The sequence below is a fragment of the Bacillus methanolicus genome, assembly GCF_028888695.1.
GTDB lineage: Bacteria > Bacillota > Bacilli > Bacillales > Cytobacillaceae > Bacillus_Z > Bacillus_Z methanolicus_B.
Window position 1 is genome coordinate 26,174 of record NZ_PNFF01000005.1, and the last position, 19,374, is coordinate 45,547.

The window sequence follows — 19,374 nt, forward strand, 5'->3', positions numbered from 1 at the left end:
AACGCACTTATATTTTTTCGTATCCCAAACAGGTAAAAAATGAAATAGCAAAAGGTGGTTTCCGAATGGAATTATTCTTTAATTTTCCATTATGGGCCTCAATTGCTGCGATTTTTTTCGCACAATTTATGAAAGTGCCCATCCAATTCATTGCAACAAAAAGACTTAATTGGTCGCTCATAACAAGCACAGGCGGTATGCCAAGCTCCCATTCCGCTGCTGTCACAGCTTTATCAACGGGGATTGCACTTGAAACAGGCTTAAATTCCAGCATTTTTGCTGTTTCAACCGTTTTTGCGATTATCACGATGTTTGACGCTACCGGGGTCCGAAGACAGGCAGGCGAACACGCGGTCGTCTTAAATAAGCTTGTAGCCGATTTTAATAGATTCTTGGAAGAAGCAAAGGTCTGGCAAAAAAAACATGAACACGAAAAACGAAAGGAATTAAAAGAACTGTTAGGCCATAAACCGATCGAAGTTTTTTTCGGCGGGCTGACAGGCATCCTTTTAACACTGGTATTGCACTATATCATTTCGAAATAGGTGATATGAATGAAAGTTATTTCAATATGCCCAAGCAACACTGAAGTTCTTGGATATTTAGGTCTGGCTGATCAGCTGATTGGAGTCGATGATTATTCCGATTGGCCTGGGGAGGTTCGTCATCTGCCGAGACTTGGACCTGATTTATCCATCAATATGGATATGGTCGAAGAGTTGAACCCAGACCTTGTCATTGCGTCATTAAGTGTTCCCGGAATGGAAAAGAACGTAGAAGAGCTTAAAAAGCGGAAAATCCCTCATATTATATTAAATCCACAGAGTCTTTCTGACATTCAAAATGATCTTGTGGTAACCGGAAAAGCTTTAAATGAGCCGGAGAGAGGATTAGAGGCCGCAAAAAAATTCCAATCGAGAATCGAGGAATTAAAAAAGAAAGCAGGAACCGTTCACGAAAAGCGTCCTTCCCTTTACTGGGAATGGTGGCCGAAGCCTGTTTTTACACCGGGAAAGTTGAACTGGCTGACAGAAATAAGCGAATTGGTCGGCGCAACGAATCTATTTCAAGATATTGAATTAGCCAGTGTACAAACGGATTGGCAAGACGTTTATGAACGAAACCCTGATTATATATGCCTAGCCTGGGTAGGAGTCCGGACGGAAAAAGTGAAACCGGAAATTTTGTTAAAGCGCCCGGGATGGAAGGATTTAAAAGCGGTAAAGCAAGGAAATGTTTTCGTTTTAGAAGAAGAACTGTTTTGCAGACCTTCTCCCCGTCTTTTGGAAGGAGCAGAAAAACTGCTGTCTCTCTTAACAGCTAAACAAGCTGAATAGCAAACAGGCACTCCCATAAGGAAATGCCTGTTTGTTTTTAAATGGTTTTTCTATGTAGTTTCATTTATGGATACCATATTACTTTCTTTCCGTTTTTATATATTGCTGGCGAAAAACTTGCATTGATTCATTTTCGTTCAGCTTTAATAAATCCTGCTCGGTCAGTGTTCCATCACCAATTTCTACGATATAAACATCAAGTGTTTGCTTTCCCCATTGGTTATAAACATCATCCACGGTGTCATAATAAAGATCAAGTTCGTTCCCTTTAATGGCCCCGCCTTTGTCTGCTACTACACCATAACCGTATCCCGGAACAAAAAGGATTGTTCCAATCGGGAATACATTTAGGTCTGCTGCCACTGTCGAGAATAAATCCCGTTTCACCTTTACACCTGAATAAGTAATCCCATACGCAGGGTGATCGGGGTTTTTCCCGGTAGATTCATACCCGGCTGTATACCCTGTAGCAACAACGGTTTTCTTTGGATATTTCGACCAGTCAAACGCTTCTTCCAGCTTCTGCGGAGTACCCGCTGCCGCTTCACTAGATGAGAGTTGCAGCTTATGCCGGGCGATCCTATTAATAAATTTTAACGCGGGTCCAATAGGTTTCATTTCATGATCATGAAAAGTATTTTCAGCTTCCTCATCTTGTCCATTGCCAGAAAAAATAATTGAAACAATCGACATTGCTTTCACACCGGAAAATGATTGGAATGTCGTTAATAACGCTGCTGAAAATAACACTGACATCATGAAACGTCTCGTCCATTTTTTTATTCCATTCATAAAAATATTTTCACTCCTCCCAAGACTATTCATCTCCAATAATTTCGACAAATATTCATCTCAGGAGGAAAAAATGAACAATACGAATCGGCAGACTCATATTTTATGTAACTCATTAATTCTTAATTTGTAATAAATTTTAGTCAAAAGAGCAGTAAAATGAAAAAAGCTTTCACACAAAAGGTGAAAACTTTTCTAGAACATTCGATATCCTTTTTTCCTGAGCAATTTGATCGTAATGCCGGCAAGAATAGCTCCTGCAAGGCCGCTGCTTAAGATTAATACATCAGCAACCGCAAGATTTGCAATTCGCCTTCCTAATTCAGCGATTGTTTCCCTGAAGTTTGTAAAATACTCGATAAATCGGACATTATCTACAATAAAAATCGCAACGATCGGATAAATAATCGCCATGATCCAAGACATTCTCAGAAGCATATTTAACAAAAAACCGATTCCAAAAAATAAGACAAAAAATAAAAGCATTGATATGATTAATGTTACAATTGTCAGTTTCATCGGTTACTCCTCCCTCAAGCCATCAACTTTTAGTGTACTAAACGGAGCTTTAGGGAGTCAAATTTATTCTCTATTATTATTAAATTTTCGCAATTTATAAAAATAATTTATAGGATGTATATCCGAATTGATTTCCCGGATTAATTCCATCGATTAAAGGTTTCGCCGAAGTTTCTGATAAATTCAGAAGGTATTGAAGAAGAACAGAGGTTTCTTCCGTTTGGTTAATCAGTTTCTCCGGATTCATAAACTTTGCATCGAGCAGTTCATTCTCCTGTATTTTGATCGTCTGTTCATTTTTCAGCTCCAGCAAAAAAAGGATCATATTATCGCTTATTTCTCCTCTAATCACCCCTGTGCGCAAGCCGATCATCCCGACTAATTCGCACTTAATCCCGGTCTCCTCAAATACCTCACGGATGGCTGCTTCATCGGCCGTTTCATTGGCATCTACAAAACCTGCAGGGAGGGACCATTTCCCTTTAAGCCCGCCGTACTTTTTCTTAACGACGAGCCATTCCCCGGCTTTATTCGTAACCAAGCCCGATACTCCAAGCCAAACATTGCCCCTTTTATTTTCTCCCATATGGCCTCCCATTAAGTGCTTGTCATATTTTTAACAAAAAAAGAGCAGACCGTCTTTAAGTCTGCCATAACCGAATAAATTAAAATACTTTAAATTTTCCTTTTTTCAATACGAGTGACGCACCGCCAATCTTGTATAGCGCACGATTATCGACCATTTTCTTCATAAATGAAGCTCTGGTGCCGACCATTTTCTTGCCAAATACAATACCAATTGCATCATCATCACCTAAAGAACATACTGTTCCTTTAATATCTGGTTTAAATGCCTCAAGCTCTTTATTACGAATTAATGCCACAAGATTTCTTGCACAAACTTCACCTTGCTGCATCGCAATTTGAGCAGTAGGAGGGTATGGTCGATTAATTTCTTCATTAATGATTAAAGAGCAATCACCGATGATAAACACATTGTCATGTCCAGGCGCTCTTAAGTCAGGCTCGACTTTTACACGGGCGCGCATCGCTTCGAATCCGGATTTTTCAATAATAGCGTTTCCTCTTACACCAGCTGCCCAGACAACAGTGCCGGCTTTAATTTCCTCAACTTCTTCTTCACCTTTTGCGACAATGATTCCATCAGGCGTACATTCTTTGATAGGAGTACCAATTCGGAACTCGACTCCTTTGCTCTCTAGTCTTGACATAGCATACTTAACAAGCTCAGGATCAAAGCCTGGAAGAGCCGTTGGAGCTGCTTCAACACAAAGTATTTTTACTTTATCAAAGTCAACATCATATTCACGGCATAGTTCAGGAACACGGTTTACTAATTCGCCTAAAAACTCAATTCCTGTAAAACCTGCTCCGCCTACAACAATTGTTAAACGTTCATCTTTCTTTTCCGCTTCAGTGTTATAAGTTGCAAACTGATATTCAATATGCTCGCGGATTCGTCTCGCAGCATTCACATTAGAAATTGAGAACGCATATTCTTTCATCCCTTTAATGCCGAAAGTTTCAGATTCGCCGCCAACAGCAACGACTAAATAATCATATTCAAGTTCGCGGTCCTCAAGAAGCACTTTATTTTCAGCAGTCTTAATTTCCACAGCAGTGCCTTTGATAAAATTAACCTTATTACGGTCGATTACATCCTTAATATCGTAGCGAACGCGATCATGATGCAAAGTACCTGCAGATGCTTCATGCAGCCATGTTGTTTCATAATGGTATTCATTTTTGTTGACGAGGATGATTTCTGCTTCATTGACCCCGACAAGCTTTTGAAGTCGAGTCGTTGTAACTAATCCACCATATCCAGCACCTAAAATTACGATTTTTGGCTTTCTCAAAGTGTATCACTTCCCCTTTATTAAAATTTTCCATGGTCGAGCACTTTTTCTTATCTCCCTCAAATTTTTATAATATATTTTTTGAGAACAAAGAAAAAGTTTGTGATTTGCTTCACGAAGAAATTCAAAAAAACGTTACAAAATTGTCAATAAATATTAACATAATTCCATAACAACATAATATTAGTTTTATCGACGATTATCAAGCAATTTTTATATTTTTTAAAGATTAAGAATATTATGAAAATTATTTGATTTTAAAGTTTCTTCCTATATATTATTACATTATATTTCCTAATTTATCAATTGAGGATTTTTTTCATTTGTGATATAAATAAAAAACAAATGTTTACTACATAGATTGGGGGATATGGAGTGCAAGAAGATCAAAAAGTATATGATATTACGATTATTGGCGGCGGTCCCACAGGTTTATTTACTGCTTTTTATGGCGGCATGCGACAAGCTTCCGTAAAAATTATTGAAAGTTTGCCTCAGCTCGGGGGGCAATTATCTGCCTTGTATCCGGAAAAATACATATACGATGTTGCCGGTTTTCCTAAAATCCGTGCCCAGGAACTCATAAACAATTTGAAAGAGCAAATGGCGAAGTTCCATCCCACTGTCGTTCTTGAGCAATCGGTAGAAAAGCTGGAAAAACAACCTGATGGAATTTTTAAATTAACAACCAACAAGGAAGTCCATTATTCCAAAACAATCATCATTACTGCCGGAAACGGCGCATTCCAGCCTCGTCGCCTGGAACTTGACAACGCTGGGCAATATGAAGGAAAAAACCTTCATTACTTCATTGATGATCTAAATCAATTTGCTGGTCAAAAGGTAGTTGTATTTGGAGGGGGAGACTCTGCCGTTGACTGGGCATTGATGTTAGAACCAATCGCGGAAAAGGTTACAATTGTTCACCGCCGCGACAAATTCCGTGCTCATGAGCATAGTGTTGAAAACTTGAAAAATTCAAAAGTTGAAATTAAGACTCCGTATGTTCCTGCAGAGTTAATCGGCGACGGAGACCAAATTAAGCAGGTTGTTATCCAAGCAGCAAACGGAGAAGAAAAAGAAGTCATTGATGTTGATTCCGTAATCGTTAATTTTGGTTTCGTATCATCCCTTGGCCCTATCAAGGAATGGGGATTAACAATCGAAAAGAATTCGATAGTAGTTAACTCAAAGATGGAAACAAATATCCCGGGTATTTATGCAGCAGGGGACATTTGTACTTATGATGGAAAAGTGAAGCTTATTGCTTGCGGATTTGGAGAAGCTCCAACTGCAGTTAATAACGCAAAAGCCTATATCGATCCAAAAGCAAGAGTACAGCCAATGCACAGTACTTCGATGTTTAACTAGAAAAGCGGAAATCCCGGTCAGAGCAGCCTCAGAAAAAAACAAAAATCCCCGAGATTTTCATATCGTCGGGGATTTTTTTGGATCTGGATTAACACTCTTCCGGAGTGCCGGCCACTGTTGCTGTGCGGAATGATGAACCACAGCCGCAGGAAGCGATCGCATTTGGATTGTCGATGGTAAAACCGCCGCCCATTAACGACTGTTTGTAATCAATTTTTGTTCCATTCAATATCATGGCGCTTTCTTTGTCAACAACAATCTTAATGCCGTGCTGTTCAAATTGGATATCCTCATTTGCCGGCTCATGCTCAAAACCCATTCCATATGAGAGGCCGCTGCAACCTCCGCCCTTAACTGCAACCCTTAAAAAAGCGCCTTCCTCTTCATTTTGCTTCATCATATCCTTTATTTGAAACGCTGCTGCTTCCGTAATCACAAGAACGTCTTGCATCTTGTTTTCCCGCCTTTCTAAAAAGTAACTTCTATTATTTATAGTATATACAGTAAGGTTACAGTACTCAACTATGTTAACTTGCAGAAAAATAACGGTTTATGATTTACCAATTCTGGCACACTTTTCTCGAAAACCTAGTCCTTTTTTCATACATATACTGTATAATCAAAGTAACAACATAAGCATCTAGAACTATAAGCATATCAAGAAGGTGATATAATGGCCGAACTCACGCCTCTTTACAACAAAACTTATCAATGCATGATGTGCAAAAATACGTTCTCCACTAAAAAAGTCCGTTCCCGGTTTGTCAAAGTAAAAGACTACGATTCTGACTTCCGTCCTGTTTATGAATCAGATGAAAACAATCCCATCCTTTACTTTATTAATGTTTGCCCTCATTGCGGCTTCTCATTTTCTGATGATTCTTCACCATATTTTCCTCCTGGTACAAAAGAAGAAATTACAGAGAAAATTTGCAAGCAGTGGGCGCCGCAAAATTTTGGTCATAAGAGAACAGTGATTGATTCGATTAAAACGTATAAGCTTGCTGCATATTGTGCTACTTTAAAAAAGGAAAAACACATTTTTGTTGCCGGAATGTATATGCGGCTTGCATGGCTGTATCGGTCTATAAATGATGAGATGCAAGAACAGCGGTTTATGAAACTTGCGATTAGTGAATACATGGAATCGTACTCAACTGGTGATTTTCAAAGAACTCAAGTATCGGAAATCAAAATTCTCTATTTAATCGGGGAGCTTTCGAGAAGAACACATAATATCGGACAAGCAACTCAATTTTTTTCAAAAGTCATCGAAAAACAGAGCCGGACTGTTGATACAAAAATTGTTGAAATGGCTAGAGACAGATGGCATGAGATAAGAAAACTTCAAAAAAATGCATAAAAAGGACGGCTACACAGTTGGCCATCCTTTTTATGTGGAAAAGGGGCGGAGCTACGCTAACAAAGATAGAAATGGGAACTTATCTTTAACATGATACTTGTTTAGCTTTGTAAATATTTAGAGCTTAGCTTCGCTCACACCGCTTTATTATGTTGGTTCTGTTTTATAATGAAATCTATTTACATGTTAGAGTTGGGAGTTTAAAACTCATGCTCGTTTTCTATCAGTACATCGGGTTTTCCTCCAAGAATTGATAGATATTTTCTACCAACTCATCGGGAGTTTCCCCGGTAACAATCTCACCATTTACAAGCGCAAATAAATGTTCTGCACATTTCCCGCAATAACCGAGACAACCATATTCAATAATGTCCAAGTTCGGATCTCTTTCCAACTGTTCGAGAGCAGCTTGAGAGCCGTTTGCCAAGTTGCTGATGCAGAACTCTATGATAGGCTTTATCATCTCCTTCACCTCTCTACAAAAGTTAATGCTACAATTTTTGCTGAAAAATCGCAAGCACCTCGCTAGAGTTGCCAAAGAATTCTTGAGAGTTAGATCTGATATCAATTTTTTCATCTATGGAAGGATGATATACCCTGGAAAAGCTTTGAACACACTGAAAAATACAATTACCACTAAGAGTGTGTTCTTGTCAAGTTTTTCATCAAAATTGTTGTGATTTTGTGACATTTTCGTTATACTCATGATGGAATTAAATTTTTAACGAAAAAATTCAATTTATTAGTTTTTTATCAAAGAAAAACAAGCAGCTCTCTATCTATGCTACTATGTAAACGTTAACATTTTTTTCTTTGCCATTTTTCTATTATTCTGTATTTTTCTATAAACACGTTTTTCATTATAAAAACAAGGGGATTTGGAAGATACTTATCTGCTTCCATCACAGAAAAAAGGGGTTATTTGCATGAAAAATCTAGTTTTGCTTGGCGGCGGTTACGGAGGCATGAGAATACTTCACCGTCTATTGCCGAATCATTTGCCTGAGGATGTTTCTATTACACTTATTGATCGTGTTCCATACCATTGTTTAAAAACCGAGTATTACGCTCTTGCTGCGGGAACAATCTCTGATCATCACATCCGGGTACCATTTCCGGAACATCCGCGATTAAATATTAAATTCGGTGAAGTTACAGGAATTGACCTTAAGGAAAAGAAGGTATTTTTAAAAGATCAGGAAACGGTTCAATATGATGATCTCGTGATTGGACTTGGCTGTGAAGACAAATATCATAATGTACCTGGAGCCGAGCTTTATACTTATAGTATTCAGTCCATTGAAAAATCGAGATGCACATATCAGGCCCTTAATAACCTTGAACCGGGATCAACTGTCGCAATTGTCGGGGCAGGATTAAGCGGTGTGGAGTTGGCGAGCGAGTTAAGCGAAAGCCGCAAAGATCTTCACATTATATTATTTGACAGGGGAAGCCATATATTGTCAGCCTTCCCGAAACGATTAAGTACTTATGTGGAAAACTGGTTTGACAATCACAATGTTGAAATTGTGAATAACGCAAACATTACGAGAGTTGAAGAAAATGTGTTATTCAATCATGGCGAGCCTATTCATTGTGATGCGATCGTATGGACTGCAGGCATTCAGCCGAATAAGGTTGTCAGGGATTTAGATGTCGAAAAGGATAGAAAGGGCAGAGTAGTGCTAACTCCTCAGCATAATCTCCCAAATGACGAGCATGTTTATGTAGTAGGCGATTGTGCAAGCCTTCCTCATGCTCCGAGCGCCCAGCTAGCAGAAGCCCAGGCTGAACAGATTGTCCAAGTTCTGTTAAAACGTTGGAACGGCGAACAGCCGCCGGAAAGTTTTCCGCCAATCAAACTAAAAGGAATTCTCGGGTCCCTTGGCAGAAAACACGGTTTTGGCCTAGTCGCAGAGCGCCCCATTACAGGCCGTGTACCCCGCCTGCTGAAATCAGGGGTACTGTGGATGTATAAGTATCATAATGGATGAGATGACAAATCAACATACAGTGGCTGACTCATAAGGGTCTGATCCCTACAATAATGACAATATATAGGATGGTTTTATTAATCTATCTATATATTGTGTTGAAGGGGTCTGACCCTTTGTTTATTGTCCCTCTCTTTTTTCTGTTCAATAAAAAGGATTACTATTTCGTTTACCAATGATTGCAAATTTTTTATAAAAAAATTTAAAATATTTGTAACATTTATGTAGAACATTCGTCTTTTTAAGTGAAAAAAATTGGGAGGTAGAAACAATGAAAAAAATTTTTTCACTGCTAATGGTTGCTGTAGTTTTGTTGACTTTTAGTATTGGTGCTTCAGCTAAAACAACAGGTGATCTAACAAGCAGTCAAGCAATAAAACTTGCCTTGAGTGCTCGTCAACACTATTGGGACACAATGAACGGCCACATTCAAAAAGTAAAAAATTCAAAGTGCCCTTCAAAAACATTCATCTATAAAGGAACTGAGTATCGATACTTCTGCAGTGAACTTGATACTAAAGAGGAACTTGTTAAATATTTGAATGAAGTTTTTACCCTAAACGCAATTGACAAAGCAATTAAAAAGTACAGATTTATTGAATACAATGGTAAGCTTGCATTGCCTAATGCAGACAGCGGAAGTTTACTTGAATGGGATAAAGCAAAAGCAAAGTTAATTTATCAAAGAAAAGACATTCGCTTATATGAGTTTACTGTTCCATACGGAAATCCAGTAAAGTATGAAAAAAGAAAAGTTACTTTCGTTAAAGTAAGAAATAAATGGCAAATAAATGCGTTTGATGCTGTAAGATAATGCGCCACAATCCACAATACAAAAACCGTTTACATGCATTCGTAAACGGTTTTATTTTTTCTCAAGTTCTTACAATGTTCCACTCTGTTTTCCAAAATGATCTTAACTTTTTCCTAGATTATTTAAACTTTTTCCAAAATTCCATCCTGTTTTCAAAATTTCCTCAAATTAATTTTGCCTAAACAAAAATCGGATCAGTAACCTCCCATTATTCCGTCCGGTACCCGTATTTTTCCATTTCTGCAAAAATAGTTTTCAATCTTGGATTTCCTTCACCAACTATTTTATCTTCAATCAGCACAACTGGATAAAACATATCCTGATCAATCACTTTTCGGGCAAAGATTTTCTTGTTTTCATCTTCCGGCGGGTTAAATATATCGACATAGGAAATTTTAAACGGCTGATCAGGGAACTTTCTTGCCACTGCAGCTTCCAGCCATTCGAACGTTTCTTTTGAAGAAGGAAGGTTCACACAGCTGGCACAAAGCTGTTCTGCCCCGTATACGATGATTTCCACTTCTTTATTTTCCACGCATCCCACACGCCCCTTATTAAGTTCTCCTTTATTATTATACAACACCTTTTCATTGAAAAAACCGTTAGAAACATGCAGGTAGGCACTTCAATCCCATTTTGTTCATTATGGATTGATTTCCATTTCTAATGAATGGATTTTTCCTTTGAATATAATTATAATAAAATTAGGAAAGGAGTCGATTAAATATGTCAGATCTAGAAATGAAAGAGCAAGTACAAGAAATACTAGATAAATTGCGCCCATTTCTTCTTCGTGACGGTGGAGACTGCGAACTAGTGGATGTTGAAGATGGCATTGTTAAGCTTCGCTTACTAGGTGCTTGCGGAAGCTGCCCAAGTTCAACAATCACTTTGAAAGCCGGAATCGAACGCGCACTTCTAGAAGAAGTTCCCGGAGTAGTTGAAGTAGAACAAGTATTCTAATATGATATTCTTTGAGAATATGTTTAAAGCGATTTCGCCAAATAACGAAATCGCTTTTTTTTTCTTATAAACAAGATAACTTTTCCGTTGTCACTTTGCTTCCAACCTGATCAATTTTCAGATTTAGCACTTCCATATCCGGCAGCAAGTCCTTTAATAACGAAGCTGTTCTTTCTCCTTTATCAGTTTCTGTGCAGCAAATCACAGCAGGACCTGCTCCGCTTAAAGCAACGCCAAATGCTCCGAAATCTAAAGCATGCTTCTCAATCAAGCCAAGGTGAGGTACAAGATTCCGGCGGTATGGCTGATGATACAAGTCATTTCTCATCATTTTTCCGGCCATTTCCCAGTCGCCGCTTATGAGAGAAGCAACGAGCAGATTTGCGGTTGCTCCTGCCTGGACAGCTTCTTGAAATGACAGCTGGTCCGGCAAAACGCCGCGGGAATCCTTCGTTAATAATTCTTCTTTCGGTATCACTGCGACAACATCAAATGAAATATTGGAAAATACAGCGCAATTTACTTCTTCCGCTGTTTGCTGGCCAATGACAAGTCCTCCAAATAGCGAGGCTCCTACATTATCAGGGTGCCCTTCAATTCTTGATGCAATTTCAAGCTTTTCCTGTTTCGATAACGATAATTGGCACACCACATCAGCTAACTCGATTGCGGCTACGATTGCTGCCGCACTAGATCCAAGTCCTCTTGCAAGCGGAATGCCGCTTTTTACTTTTAACCGGCATGGAGGCATCTGGCGCTGAAAAAGAGACGCTGTATAAATCGCTGTCTGGCTGATAAAATTTGTCTCATCTGTTGGGAGGGATTGCAGTTCTTCGGTAAGGAAAATGATCTCCCATTTGCTGCTTATCTCCGCTTCAATGGTTAAATAAAGATTTAAAGCTAATCCAACCGAGTCAAACCCAGGTCCCAAGTTGGCTGTACTGGCAGGGACCCGGATGAGGACCATTTCATCCTCGTTCATTGATGGACAACTCCCTTGATATGATCCCTAAGAGCTTCTTCATCATTCGGGAGAAGAACAGGCTTAACCGGGCTGCAATCAATAGCTGTATTCGGGTCCTTTAAACCATTTCCTGTCAGGACAGCAACAATTCTTGTTCCCTGCTCAATTTCACCATTTCGAAGCTGTTTATAAATCCCTGCCAAGGAAGCACATGATGCCGGTTCTGCAAAAATTCCTTCTGCAGAGGCCAATTTTCTGTATGCAATCAAAATTTCTTCATCGCTGACTTCATCGATTTTTCCATTTGATTCTTTAGCAGCATCGACAGCAAGATGCCAGCTCGCGGGATTGCCAATTCGAATCGCTGTAGCAATTGTTTCCGGATTTTCAAAAACACGGTTATGAACGATCGCAGCGGCGCCTTCCGCCTCAAAACCATGCATTTTAGGGAGTTTATGCCCTTTTTTTGCATTGTATTCTTTAAATCCTTTCCAATATGCACTGATATTTCCTGCATTTCCAATCGGGATGGCTAATATGTCAGGTGCCTCTCCCAGCTGATCGCATACTTCAAATGCGGCTGTTTTTTGCCCCTCAAGGCGGTAAGGATTAACTGAATTGACAAGTGTCACCGGTTCTTTCTCGCTGATGTTTCTCACCATTTTAAGCGCATCATCAAAGTTCCCTTGAATCGAAAGAATTTCTGCACCATACATGACCGCTTGCGCCACTTTTCCCATTGCAATTTTCCCTTCAGGAATAACGATTATGCAGCGCATTCCTGCCCTTGCTGCATACGCTGCGGCAGAGGCGGATGTATTTCCTGTTGAAGCGCAAATCACTGTATTGCTTCCAGCTTCTTTTGCTTTGGCGACAGCCATCACCATTCCGCGGTCTTTAAATGAACCAGTCGGATTTGCTCCTTCTACCTTTACGTACAGGTCAACTCCCCATTCCTTCGAGAGATTTTCAAGCCTGATTAACGGGGTATTTCCTTCATTCAATGTTAAGTCTGGCGTTTTGTCAGTAATCGGCAAATATTCTTTATATGCTGCAAGTAAGCCGGGCCATCTCATATTCTTGCACTCCCTTCAACCCGATACGAACTTTTTATTTCATGAATTGCATTTAAATCTCTTAATTTCACTAAAATATCTTCATAGTCTTGAAGAGATGCCTGGTGTGTAACAAGCACAACTTCTGCCAGTCCTTTTTCCTTTAACGGCATCTGAAGAATTTTCTCAAAACTAACCGAATGCTCTGAGAATATGGATGTAATATTTGCAAAAACCCCTACCTCGTCTTTTACTTGAAGCCTTAAAAAGAATTTGGAATAGATTTCATCCGGCCCTTTTAACTTCTTTTGATATTGCGGAGTGACAGCGTTCGCTCCATTTACGCCAAGACGCATATTTTTCATGACTCCTACAAGGTCGGAAACAACGGCAGTGGCCGTTGGGAGGCTTCCTGCCCCCGGACCGTAGAACATCGTTTCACCGACGGCTTCTCCGTAGACATAAACCGCATTATATTCATCGTTTACCGAAGCAAGTGGATGAGAATCCGAAAGCAAAGTCGGCTGAACACTTACTTCTACTTTTTCTCCCTCGCGGTGGGCAATTCCGATCAATTTCATCGTATATCCTAATTGCTTGCCATACTGGATATCTTCTTCGGTAATTCTTGTAATTCCCTCTACTTTTACATCGTCCAGGTCAATTTTCATGGAAAATCCGAGGGTTGCAAGTATGGCCATTTTTCTCGCAGCGTCGAGGCCTTCAACGTCGGAAGCAGGATCTGCCTCCGCATATCCTAATTCCTGTGCTTCTTTCAACACTTCTTCATAGGCACTTCCATGCTTGCTCATTTTCGTTAAAATGTAGTTCGTCGTACCGTTCACAATGCCCATCATTTTTGTAATTCGGTCAGAAGCGAGACCGTCTACTAAACTTCTTAAAATTGGTATTCCGCCCGCTACACTGGCCTCATAAAATAGATCACATCCGTTTGCGGAAGCTGCGGTCAAAAGCTCTGATCCGTAAACGGCCATCAAATCCTTATTGGCTGTCACAACATGCTTCTTCTCTGATAAGGCTTTAAGCAGATAGTTCCTTGTCTGTTCTACTCCGCCCATCACTTCGATAACGACATCAATTTCAGGATCTTGCAAAATATCATCCGCATTTGTCGTTAACTGTACTGAATCAACTTCTACATCCCTTTTTTTATTTAAATCCTGAACAAGAATTTTTTTCACCTTTACAGGACAGCCTACTTGATGCATTAATTTGTCCTGATGATTTTTAATGATTTTTACTACACCCGATCCAACGGTGCCTAATCCTAACAAGCCAACTTGGATTGCTTCCACACTCTTTCCCCTCCGTTTTGTTCACCTATTGTGCACATTTGTTTGTATATAGTAGACATTATATTTGTAGTTGCCACTTTTTTCAATAGGTAAATAAGGAGGTTTTTTCTCGTGAAAACGCTTACTATATGTTTATTTCGAAGTTTTTTGTAAATAAAAAAATTTTTTGAAAAAAGTACTCCCCTCTTTATTTATAAAGATTAAGATCACGGTCTCGCTAACCATTCAGGCAGTGGAATCCTATATTTTTGAACGGGAACTTTCGCAAGCTGATAAAAGTTTCCGAGGAACCGCTCGTATTCGCCTGACTGAGATAGAAATTTCAAAAAATGGTCTTCCAGCATGTGTCTTTGCTGTTCGGAATTCGTGATATAATAACTCTCAACACACTCATAAAAATGAAGAGGGAACAAGATTCTTGAAAATAAAAGCCTCCAGGAGAAAGAAGATAACGGGCTTACTGATTGATAATCGTTTATAAATTGTTTGACATCCGGTTCATACGTTTTTATATTGGCAAAATACCGTTCCCTAATCCATTCCGCAATATCCCTGCTTGAATGGTCAAAAACCCACTCAAATGGATTTTTACAATAGTGGCTCGTCCAGAGGGCCTCTGAAAATCTTTCATGGCAGACTGTTCCGCCGTCTGAAGCCATGGGCTCATCGTCTAACTCGGTATCAACCAAATATTGAATAGCATTTTCCGTTAGTCCCATGTAATAAGGAAACGATTCTAAAAACATTTTTTCAAATTCGTTTTCCGGCTGCTGGAATAACTTTTCTTTCCAAACCCTTTCCATTTGATCGAGCCTTTGTTCCCAGAGCTGCTTCCATTGCCCGATTCTGCTGATTTTCTTCACTTGAAACGGAATCGATCTGCCCCGGTAATGCAGTTTCGCGAGTTTTCTGCCCGGACTTATTTTTTTTGAAGGCTGAACATTTCGCGCCAGAAGAACACAAACATTTTCCTCATTCCACTTGGACGTTAACGCTCCTTCTTTTGTATGAACAAACGCTGCCACATGTCTGTCGCCTTTATTCATAAGATGCAAAGCAATTTGTTCAAGCTCTGACAACTCTTCGTTTTCGATATTTCCAGTCGGAATGATCATATAGACTTCATCGCTTCTTTTAAAGGCTTTATAGATCCCCATTCTGACCTCTTCTTCGGTTACAATACCATATTGCTGTTCGAGCAGCTGCTTCACGATGTTCCTCCTCTCTTCAAACTGCTTCTGTTTCTGTTCATATATATGAACGGAAAAATCAAAACTTGTGTTCAGGTTCTGGTTATCAAGCATTTCATTATTCAATTATTTGAACTTTCTGTTAAAATGAACTAGAAACACCTTTTGAAATATCATGAAAAGAGAACTATTCTCATTAGCTCTTATCTTGATTATTTGAGCATATTATAAGATATTGCAATATATATAAAGGGAAAATATACAGAAAAAGGTGAAGCATATGAAGGATGAAAAGAAAGTGATTAATATGACAGAGAAAACAGCACGGCAATGGCTCCATGAACGTGGAGTCGAAGTACAGGATATTGCTGAACTTGTTTATTTTCTTCAAAAAAAATATCACTCGAATTTAAAAATGGAAGAATGCATTCAAAACGTGGAGCGGGTTTTATCCAAACGCGAAGTGCAAAATGCGATTTTAACCGGTATTCAGCTTGACATAATGGCAGAAAAAGGAATGCTGGAGGAGCCTTTGCAAACAATTATTGCAACAGACGAAGGGTTATACGGTATTGACGAGATTTTAGCGTTTGCAATTGTAAATGTTTACGGTTCGATTGGCTTTACTAACTACGGTTATATCGATAAACAAAAACCGGGGATTTTAAAAGAATTAAATGATAAATCATCAGGGAAGTGCAACACCTTCTTAGATGACATTGTGGGCGCAATCGCAGCAGCCGCTTCAAGCCGTTTAGCCCATCGGGCAGCGAATGCGGAATAAAATTAGAAAAAAGCAAGCGCCTCGATTAGGCCCGACAAGCGCTGGAGGTCCTGCCAGTGAAGTCGCTTTTTGACTTCATTGGCAGGACCGAAGCGACCTCGAGGGCCTAGGCGCTGGAGTTAGACAAAAAAAGATGGAGTTCGTCTCCATCCTTTTTTATAAAATTTCCCATTGGTCAAGGGAATCAACGACATATGTTGGTTGTTTTTCATAGCGTTTTAAATGCTCTTTTGTTGTAACCCCTGTATGAACAAGCAATGTATCCATCCCTGCATTCATGCCGGCTAATATGTCTGTATCATAATTATCCCCGACCATTAAAGTATCCTCTTTATCTATTCCAAGCACCCTTAAAGCCTGTTCCACTATAATCGACTCCGGCTTTCCGATAAAAATCGGTTGTGTTTGCGTTGAAACAGCAATGACAGAAGTGATAGCTCCATTCCCAGGCAGCAAGCCTCTTTCAGTTACAAGTGCAATATCTCCATTTGTAGAAATAAATGTTGCTCCATTTCTTACCGCCAAACAAGCCACCGCTAATTTTTCGTAACTGATTGAACGATCAAGTCCTACTACGACAAAATCAGCATGTTCACCGCCAAATTGCAGCCCTTTTTCCTCAATCGCTGTTCGGATCCCTTCTTCCCCGATCACATATACGGAAGCATCGTTTTTCAATTCATAAATATAATTTGCTGTCGCTTGGCTAGTTGTAAATACAAGATTTTCTTCAGCCGGTATACCAAAATCACGCAGTTTTTCTGCAACTTGCGCCGGTGTTCTTGTTGAATTATTTGTAACAAATAAATAGGGAATCTTTTTATCCCGCAATTTTTTCACAAAATCAGCAGCTTCTTTAATGAGTTCTGTACCACGGTACATTGTTCCGTCAAGATCAATTAAATATCCTTTATAAGATTTCAAAATTATCACTCCTACCTGAATTTTTTTTAAATAAAAAAGTACTTGCAAACATAGTGGCTCATGCTCGTTCTCAATTAGCTGCTAATTTTTAAACGCTGACACCGGTCCCAGTTCATTTTCCAAATACTCTCTTACCTTTGGAGCAAAAAGCTTCAACTCCGGCAATTGCGCTGTAAACTCTTTTTGCAGCTCTTCATGACGTACATCGGTATATTGCTGAACAAGCCTTTTACGGAAAATAATAATCTTTTTTAAACTTTCACTCATTTTTTCTGTAATGACTTTCTCATCAGTTAAAATGTCGACGATATCTTCATAACTTCCCGGATCACGCATAATAAAGCCGTCTATCATAGCATTTCCCACATCTAAAATCGCTTCGATAATGTTATGCGCGATCCGTTCCAGGGCTGCTTTTTCATAATCAGTCGCCCAATCTTTTTTGTCTGCCAATAAAGAGAGCTGCCGTTCAAAAAAAAACAAAGTCTCGCCAATTTTTTCCCTGTCCACAAAATACATTTCCATGCCACCCTTTCAGACGTGTTCTATAAATGAAACAAGGTCTTCTTTCTTTAATAGTTTTGGCCGGGCGTAATGAATACTCTTGAAATTCAAACCGAACTTTTTGTCAGCCATAACAAGAGCTTTCTGATGGGCCTTATAAACCGCTTCCCAATTGAAAAATTCCTTTTATCCACAAACATATATCCCATGTGAAACACCGGTTTAAGCATTGGAAAAGCATCTTGAAGGCATCGCTCCGCCTCGAGCAGTAATTTTTTTATTTATCTGTCAATTTCCGGTGTAAAATGACGGTTATGTACAAACTTCAATCAATTGACAGAGCATTTGTTTCATTTCTCTCAGAAGCAAGCGTGAAATGCTATTTCAATTCTACCATAATAAGCTATTTTTTTGGTACGGGAACTGCCCCTCATTGTGTTAAAATGACAAAGAAGCAAAGTACATGATTTTTGGATCGCAAGTTCCGGTCGAATTTTTTAAATTTGTTCTAAAAATCGGAGGAATTAATAATGACAAATCGTTTTTTCTTATATGATGATACTGAAGATACGAAGACGCGTTTTGTAAGTTTTATGGGAGAAAACCAGCGTTTTGATTTGGCGATTATTCAAACGGGAGGGCATTACGGCAAACACCTTGTGCTCGATATGCAGGGCAACCGGTTTGCCATTATTGGCCCTGATGATCTCGATGAGGAAGGTTATTTAGAATACGCATTTCAACTTTCAGAAGAAGATGCAGAAGAAATGCGCTCTTTCCTTTATGAAATCATCTAATTTTTTCTCATCATTATTTTTGCTGGCAGCGAAAATAATAATGATGAGGTGATATAAATGGATAAAGAAAAGGAAACATATACCGATTTTTCCAATGTAGAAACACAAAGAAATTATCTTGTGCCGGAGTCGCTGCCTGAGGGAGCTTACGGTTCACCGCGCGGGAAAGATAAGCCTGTTGAAAACAAAAGCACCCCTTGGAAAGAGGGGCAGCGATACTATAGTGCCTATAACTATGTATTTAAATCGCTTCACCAGAACTTGCCCAGACAAATGGAAGGAGCTCACCCGCCCCACGACGATCCGGATAAAAACGAAGAACAGCCATACACTTCCAATAACAGCTCGTTTGATAAAAAATAAAATAACATCGGAAAAAATAAAGCGAAGATTTTAGAAAGGGGCCCTCCTTATACAAGCCCCTTTCCACTTTATCTTTTTACTTTTTTCACCACAAAATAAGCACAGCCAAAGTTGCAAAACTCATATAAATATTCAGTTAATGTACTGATTTTTGTATCAAAAGTAGCTTTTTGGTTTTGATCATCGAAAAACCCTTTTAACCGGAGCTGGCCATAGCCCCAGTCCCCTACGATATAATCGTATCTTGTCAATATATCAGTGTATCTTGCACGGAAAGCTTCCTCATTGAAACCATTTCGATTATCTTCTATTACTTCATAGCAAACATTGTTAATACAAATCATTCTTTCACCTCTTTTGCTGAGAATTCCTTAATTAAATTATAACTGATTCACCATCAATTACTAAGAGAAAAAAGCAAACCTCTGGTCATTCTAGTATTGA

Annotated in this window: 24 protein-coding genes; 10 read left to right on the forward strand and 14 right to left on the reverse strand. The window is 39.2% G+C overall.

Translation table 11 applies throughout. From position 1 onward, the window contains the following. Positions 1 to 65 precede the first annotated feature (65 nt). Positions 66 to 545, forward strand: coding sequence for a divergent PAP2 family protein (locus tag C0966_RS18160; RefSeq protein WP_274857081.1), 480 nt, complete (start codon positions 66 to 68; stop codon positions 543 to 545). A 9-nt stretch (positions 546 to 554) separates the two neighbouring features. Then, entirely contained in the window at positions 555 to 1,337 is a 783-nt protein-coding gene (locus C0966_RS18165) for a cobalamin-binding protein (RefSeq protein WP_274857082.1), read from the forward strand. Positions 1,338 to 1,415: 78 nt separating this feature from the next. Here the strand turns inward: C0966_RS18165 and C0966_RS18170 are convergent, their stop codons facing one another. From C0966_RS18170 to C0966_RS18185, 4 genes are all read right to left on the reverse strand, one after another. Then, positions 1,416 to 2,129 carry a 3D domain-containing protein gene (locus C0966_RS18170; protein WP_274857083.1) on the reverse strand — a complete coding sequence of 238 codons (714 nt, stop codon included), beginning with the start codon at positions 2,127 to 2,129 and terminating at the stop codon, positions 1,416 to 1,418. 195 nt (positions 2,130 to 2,324) lie between these two features. Then, complete coding sequence (locus tag C0966_RS18175) at positions 2,325 to 2,648, reverse strand: YuiB family protein (protein ID WP_274857084.1); 324 nt, start codon at positions 2,646 to 2,648, stop codon at positions 2,325 to 2,327. A gap of 94 nt (positions 2,649 to 2,742) precedes the next feature. Next, entirely contained in the window at positions 2,743 to 3,234 is a 492-nt protein-coding gene (locus C0966_RS18180) for an NUDIX domain-containing protein (protein ID WP_274857085.1), read from the reverse strand. Positions 3,235 to 3,313: 79 nt separating this feature from the next. Next, the gene (locus tag C0966_RS18185) at positions 3,314 to 4,528 is read right to left on the reverse strand and encodes an NAD(P)/FAD-dependent oxidoreductase (RefSeq protein WP_274857086.1); all 1,215 of its coding nucleotides are present in this window, start codon (positions 4,526 to 4,528) and stop codon (positions 3,314 to 3,316) included. Between the two features lie 375 nt (positions 4,529 to 4,903). Between C0966_RS18185 and C0966_RS18190 the strand changes: the two genes are divergently transcribed. After that, entirely contained in the window at positions 4,904 to 5,899 is a 996-nt protein-coding gene (locus C0966_RS18190; protein ID WP_274857087.1) for an NAD(P)/FAD-dependent oxidoreductase, read from the forward strand. Between the two features lie 88 nt (positions 5,900 to 5,987). Here the strand turns inward: C0966_RS18190 and C0966_RS18195 are convergent, their stop codons facing one another. Beyond that, positions 5,988 to 6,350: a HesB/IscA family protein gene (locus tag C0966_RS18195; RefSeq protein ID WP_003352192.1), complete on the reverse strand. Its 363-nt coding sequence runs from the start codon at positions 6,348 to 6,350 to the stop codon at positions 5,988 to 5,990. A 222-nt stretch (positions 6,351 to 6,572) separates the two neighbouring features. On the opposite strand from C0966_RS18195, the gene C0966_RS18200 reads away from it, so the two are divergent. Continuing rightward, positions 6,573 to 7,262 (forward strand): DUF2225 domain-containing protein, encoded by a 690-nt coding sequence (locus C0966_RS18200; protein WP_274857088.1) that lies wholly within the window; start codon positions 6,573 to 6,575, stop codon positions 7,260 to 7,262. Between the two features lie 223 nt (positions 7,263 to 7,485). On the opposite strand, the gene C0966_RS18205 is transcribed toward C0966_RS18200, so the two are convergent. Then, entirely contained in the window at positions 7,486 to 7,725 is a 240-nt protein-coding gene (locus tag C0966_RS18205; protein WP_003352190.1) for a YuzB family protein, read from the reverse strand. Positions 7,726 to 8,188: 463 nt separating this feature from the next. Here C0966_RS18205 and C0966_RS18210 point away from each other — a divergent pair, with 463 nt between their 5' ends. Beyond that, positions 8,189 to 9,256: an NAD(P)/FAD-dependent oxidoreductase gene (locus C0966_RS18210; protein ID WP_274857089.1), complete on the forward strand. Its 1,068-nt coding sequence runs from the start codon at positions 8,189 to 8,191 to the stop codon at positions 9,254 to 9,256. 271 nt (positions 9,257 to 9,527) lie between these two features. Beyond that, positions 9,528 to 10,070 carry an IseA DL-endopeptidase inhibitor family protein gene (locus C0966_RS18215; protein ID WP_274857090.1) on the forward strand — a complete coding sequence of 181 codons (543 nt, stop codon included), beginning with the start codon at positions 9,528 to 9,530 and terminating at the stop codon, positions 10,068 to 10,070. A 208-nt stretch (positions 10,071 to 10,278) separates the two neighbouring features. Here the strand turns inward: C0966_RS18215 and C0966_RS18220 are convergent, their stop codons facing one another. After that, the gene (locus C0966_RS18220; RefSeq protein WP_274857091.1) at positions 10,279 to 10,605 is read right to left on the reverse strand and encodes a YuzD family protein; all 327 of its coding nucleotides are present in this window, start codon (positions 10,603 to 10,605) and stop codon (positions 10,279 to 10,281) included. Positions 10,606 to 10,796: 191 nt separating this feature from the next. Here C0966_RS18220 and C0966_RS18225 point away from each other — a divergent pair, with 191 nt between their 5' ends. Beyond that, complete coding sequence (locus C0966_RS18225) at positions 10,797 to 11,033, forward strand: NifU family protein (RefSeq protein WP_003349548.1); 237 nt, start codon at positions 10,797 to 10,799, stop codon at positions 11,031 to 11,033. Positions 11,034 to 11,097: 64 nt separating this feature from the next. On the opposite strand, the gene thrB is transcribed toward C0966_RS18225, so the two are convergent. The 4 genes from thrB to yutH form a co-directional block, all read right to left on the reverse strand. Then, on the reverse strand, positions 11,098 to 12,015 hold the full coding sequence (gene thrB / locus C0966_RS18230) for a homoserine kinase (RefSeq protein WP_274857092.1): 918 nt from the start codon (positions 12,013 to 12,015) through the stop codon (positions 11,098 to 11,100). Continuing rightward, positions 12,012 to 13,073 (reverse strand): threonine synthase, encoded by a 1,062-nt coding sequence (thrC, locus tag C0966_RS18235; protein ID WP_274857093.1) that lies wholly within the window; start codon positions 13,071 to 13,073, stop codon positions 12,012 to 12,014. The genes thrB and thrC overlap by 4 nt, the downstream gene beginning before the upstream one ends. Beyond that, positions 13,070 to 14,368 carry a homoserine dehydrogenase gene (locus C0966_RS18240; RefSeq protein WP_274857094.1) on the reverse strand — a complete coding sequence of 433 codons (1,299 nt, stop codon included), beginning with the start codon at positions 14,366 to 14,368 and terminating at the stop codon, positions 13,070 to 13,072. Before C0966_RS18240 ends, thrC begins: the two co-directional genes overlap by 4 nt. 206 nt (positions 14,369 to 14,574) lie before the next feature. After that, positions 14,575 to 15,582 carry a spore coat putative kinase YutH gene (gene yutH / locus C0966_RS18245; RefSeq protein ID WP_274857102.1) on the reverse strand — a complete coding sequence of 336 codons (1,008 nt, stop codon included), beginning with the start codon at positions 15,580 to 15,582 and terminating at the stop codon, positions 14,575 to 14,577. A gap of 256 nt (positions 15,583 to 15,838) precedes the next feature. Here yutH and C0966_RS18250 point away from each other — a divergent pair, with 256 nt between their 5' ends. Next, on the forward strand, positions 15,839 to 16,342 hold the full coding sequence (locus tag C0966_RS18250) for a phosphatidylglycerophosphatase A family protein (RefSeq protein WP_274857095.1): 504 nt from the start codon (positions 15,839 to 15,841) through the stop codon (positions 16,340 to 16,342). 156 nt (positions 16,343 to 16,498) lie between these two features. Here the strand turns inward: C0966_RS18250 and C0966_RS18255 are convergent, their stop codons facing one another. Together C0966_RS18255 and C0966_RS18260 are read right to left on the reverse strand one after the other, a co-directional pair. Continuing rightward, positions 16,499 to 17,266: a TIGR01457 family HAD-type hydrolase gene (locus tag C0966_RS18255; RefSeq protein WP_274857096.1), complete on the reverse strand. Its 768-nt coding sequence runs from the start codon at positions 17,264 to 17,266 to the stop codon at positions 16,499 to 16,501. A gap of 81 nt (positions 17,267 to 17,347) precedes the next feature. Continuing rightward, the gene (locus tag C0966_RS18260) at positions 17,348 to 17,785 is read right to left on the reverse strand and encodes a DUF86 domain-containing protein (protein ID WP_274857097.1); all 438 of its coding nucleotides are present in this window, start codon (positions 17,783 to 17,785) and stop codon (positions 17,348 to 17,350) included. Positions 17,786 to 18,300: 515 nt separating this feature from the next. Between C0966_RS18260 and C0966_RS18265 the strand changes: the two genes are divergently transcribed. Further along, positions 18,301 to 18,567 carry a DUF3055 domain-containing protein gene (locus C0966_RS18265; protein WP_274857098.1) on the forward strand — a complete coding sequence of 89 codons (267 nt, stop codon included), beginning with the start codon at positions 18,301 to 18,303 and terminating at the stop codon, positions 18,565 to 18,567. 57 nt (positions 18,568 to 18,624) lie between these two features. Continuing rightward, on the forward strand, positions 18,625 to 18,930 hold the full coding sequence (locus C0966_RS18270; protein WP_274857099.1) for a cytosolic protein: 306 nt from the start codon (positions 18,625 to 18,627) through the stop codon (positions 18,928 to 18,930). Positions 18,931 to 18,998: 68 nt separating this feature from the next. Here the strand turns inward: C0966_RS18270 and C0966_RS18275 are convergent, their stop codons facing one another. Further along, positions 18,999 to 19,274, reverse strand: coding sequence for a YutD family protein (locus C0966_RS18275; RefSeq protein WP_003352176.1), 276 nt, complete (start codon positions 19,272 to 19,274; stop codon positions 18,999 to 19,001). Between the last annotated feature and the right edge of the window lie 100 nt (positions 19,275 to 19,374).

Coding starts and splice junctions, on each gene's coding strand:
- C0966_RS18160 (WP_274857081.1), top strand. CDS start 66: ATGGAATTATTCTTTAATTTTCCATTATGGGCCTCAATTGCTGCGATT.
- C0966_RS18165 (WP_274857082.1), top strand. CDS start 555: ATGAAAGTTATTTCAATATGCCCAAGCAACACTGAAGTTCTTGGATAT.
- C0966_RS18170 (WP_274857083.1), bottom strand. CDS start 2,129: ATGAATGGAATAAAAAAATGGACGAGACGTTTCATGATGTCAGTGTTA.
- C0966_RS18175 (WP_274857084.1), bottom strand. CDS start 2,648: ATGAAACTGACAATTGTAACATTAATCATATCAATGCTTTTATTTTTT.
- C0966_RS18180 (WP_274857085.1), bottom strand. CDS start 3,234: ATGGGAGAAAATAAAAGGGGCAATGTTTGGCTTGGAGTATCGGGCTTG.
- C0966_RS18195 (WP_003352192.1), bottom strand. CDS start 6,350: ATGCAAGACGTTCTTGTGATTACGGAAGCAGCAGCGTTTCAAATAAAG.
- C0966_RS18200 (WP_274857088.1), top strand. CDS start 6,573: ATGGCCGAACTCACGCCTCTTTACAACAAAACTTATCAATGCATGATG.
- C0966_RS18205 (WP_003352190.1), bottom strand. CDS start 7,725: ATGATAAAGCCTATCATAGAGTTCTGCATCAGCAACTTGGCAAACGGC.
- C0966_RS18210 (WP_274857089.1), top strand. CDS start 8,189: ATGAAAAATCTAGTTTTGCTTGGCGGCGGTTACGGAGGCATGAGAATA.
- C0966_RS18215 (WP_274857090.1), top strand. CDS start 9,528: ATGAAAAAAATTTTTTCACTGCTAATGGTTGCTGTAGTTTTGTTGACT.
- C0966_RS18225 (WP_003349548.1), top strand. CDS start 10,797: ATGTCAGATCTAGAAATGAAAGAGCAAGTACAAGAAATACTAGATAAA.
- thrB (WP_274857092.1), bottom strand. CDS start 12,015: ATGAACGAGGATGAAATGGTCCTCATCCGGGTCCCTGCCAGTACAGCC.
- thrC (WP_274857093.1), bottom strand. CDS start 13,073: ATGAGATGGCCCGGCTTACTTGCAGCATATAAAGAATATTTGCCGATT.
- C0966_RS18250 (WP_274857095.1), top strand. CDS start 15,839: ATGAAGGATGAAAAGAAAGTGATTAATATGACAGAGAAAACAGCACGG.
- C0966_RS18260 (WP_274857097.1), bottom strand. CDS start 17,785: ATGTATTTTGTGGACAGGGAAAAAATTGGCGAGACTTTGTTTTTTTTT.
- C0966_RS18265 (WP_274857098.1), top strand. CDS start 18,301: ATGACAAATCGTTTTTTCTTATATGATGATACTGAAGATACGAAGACG.
- C0966_RS18270 (WP_274857099.1), top strand. CDS start 18,625: ATGGATAAAGAAAAGGAAACATATACCGATTTTTCCAATGTAGAAACA.
- C0966_RS18275 (WP_003352176.1), bottom strand. CDS start 19,274: ATGATTTGTATTAACAATGTTTGCTATGAAGTAATAGAAGATAATCGA.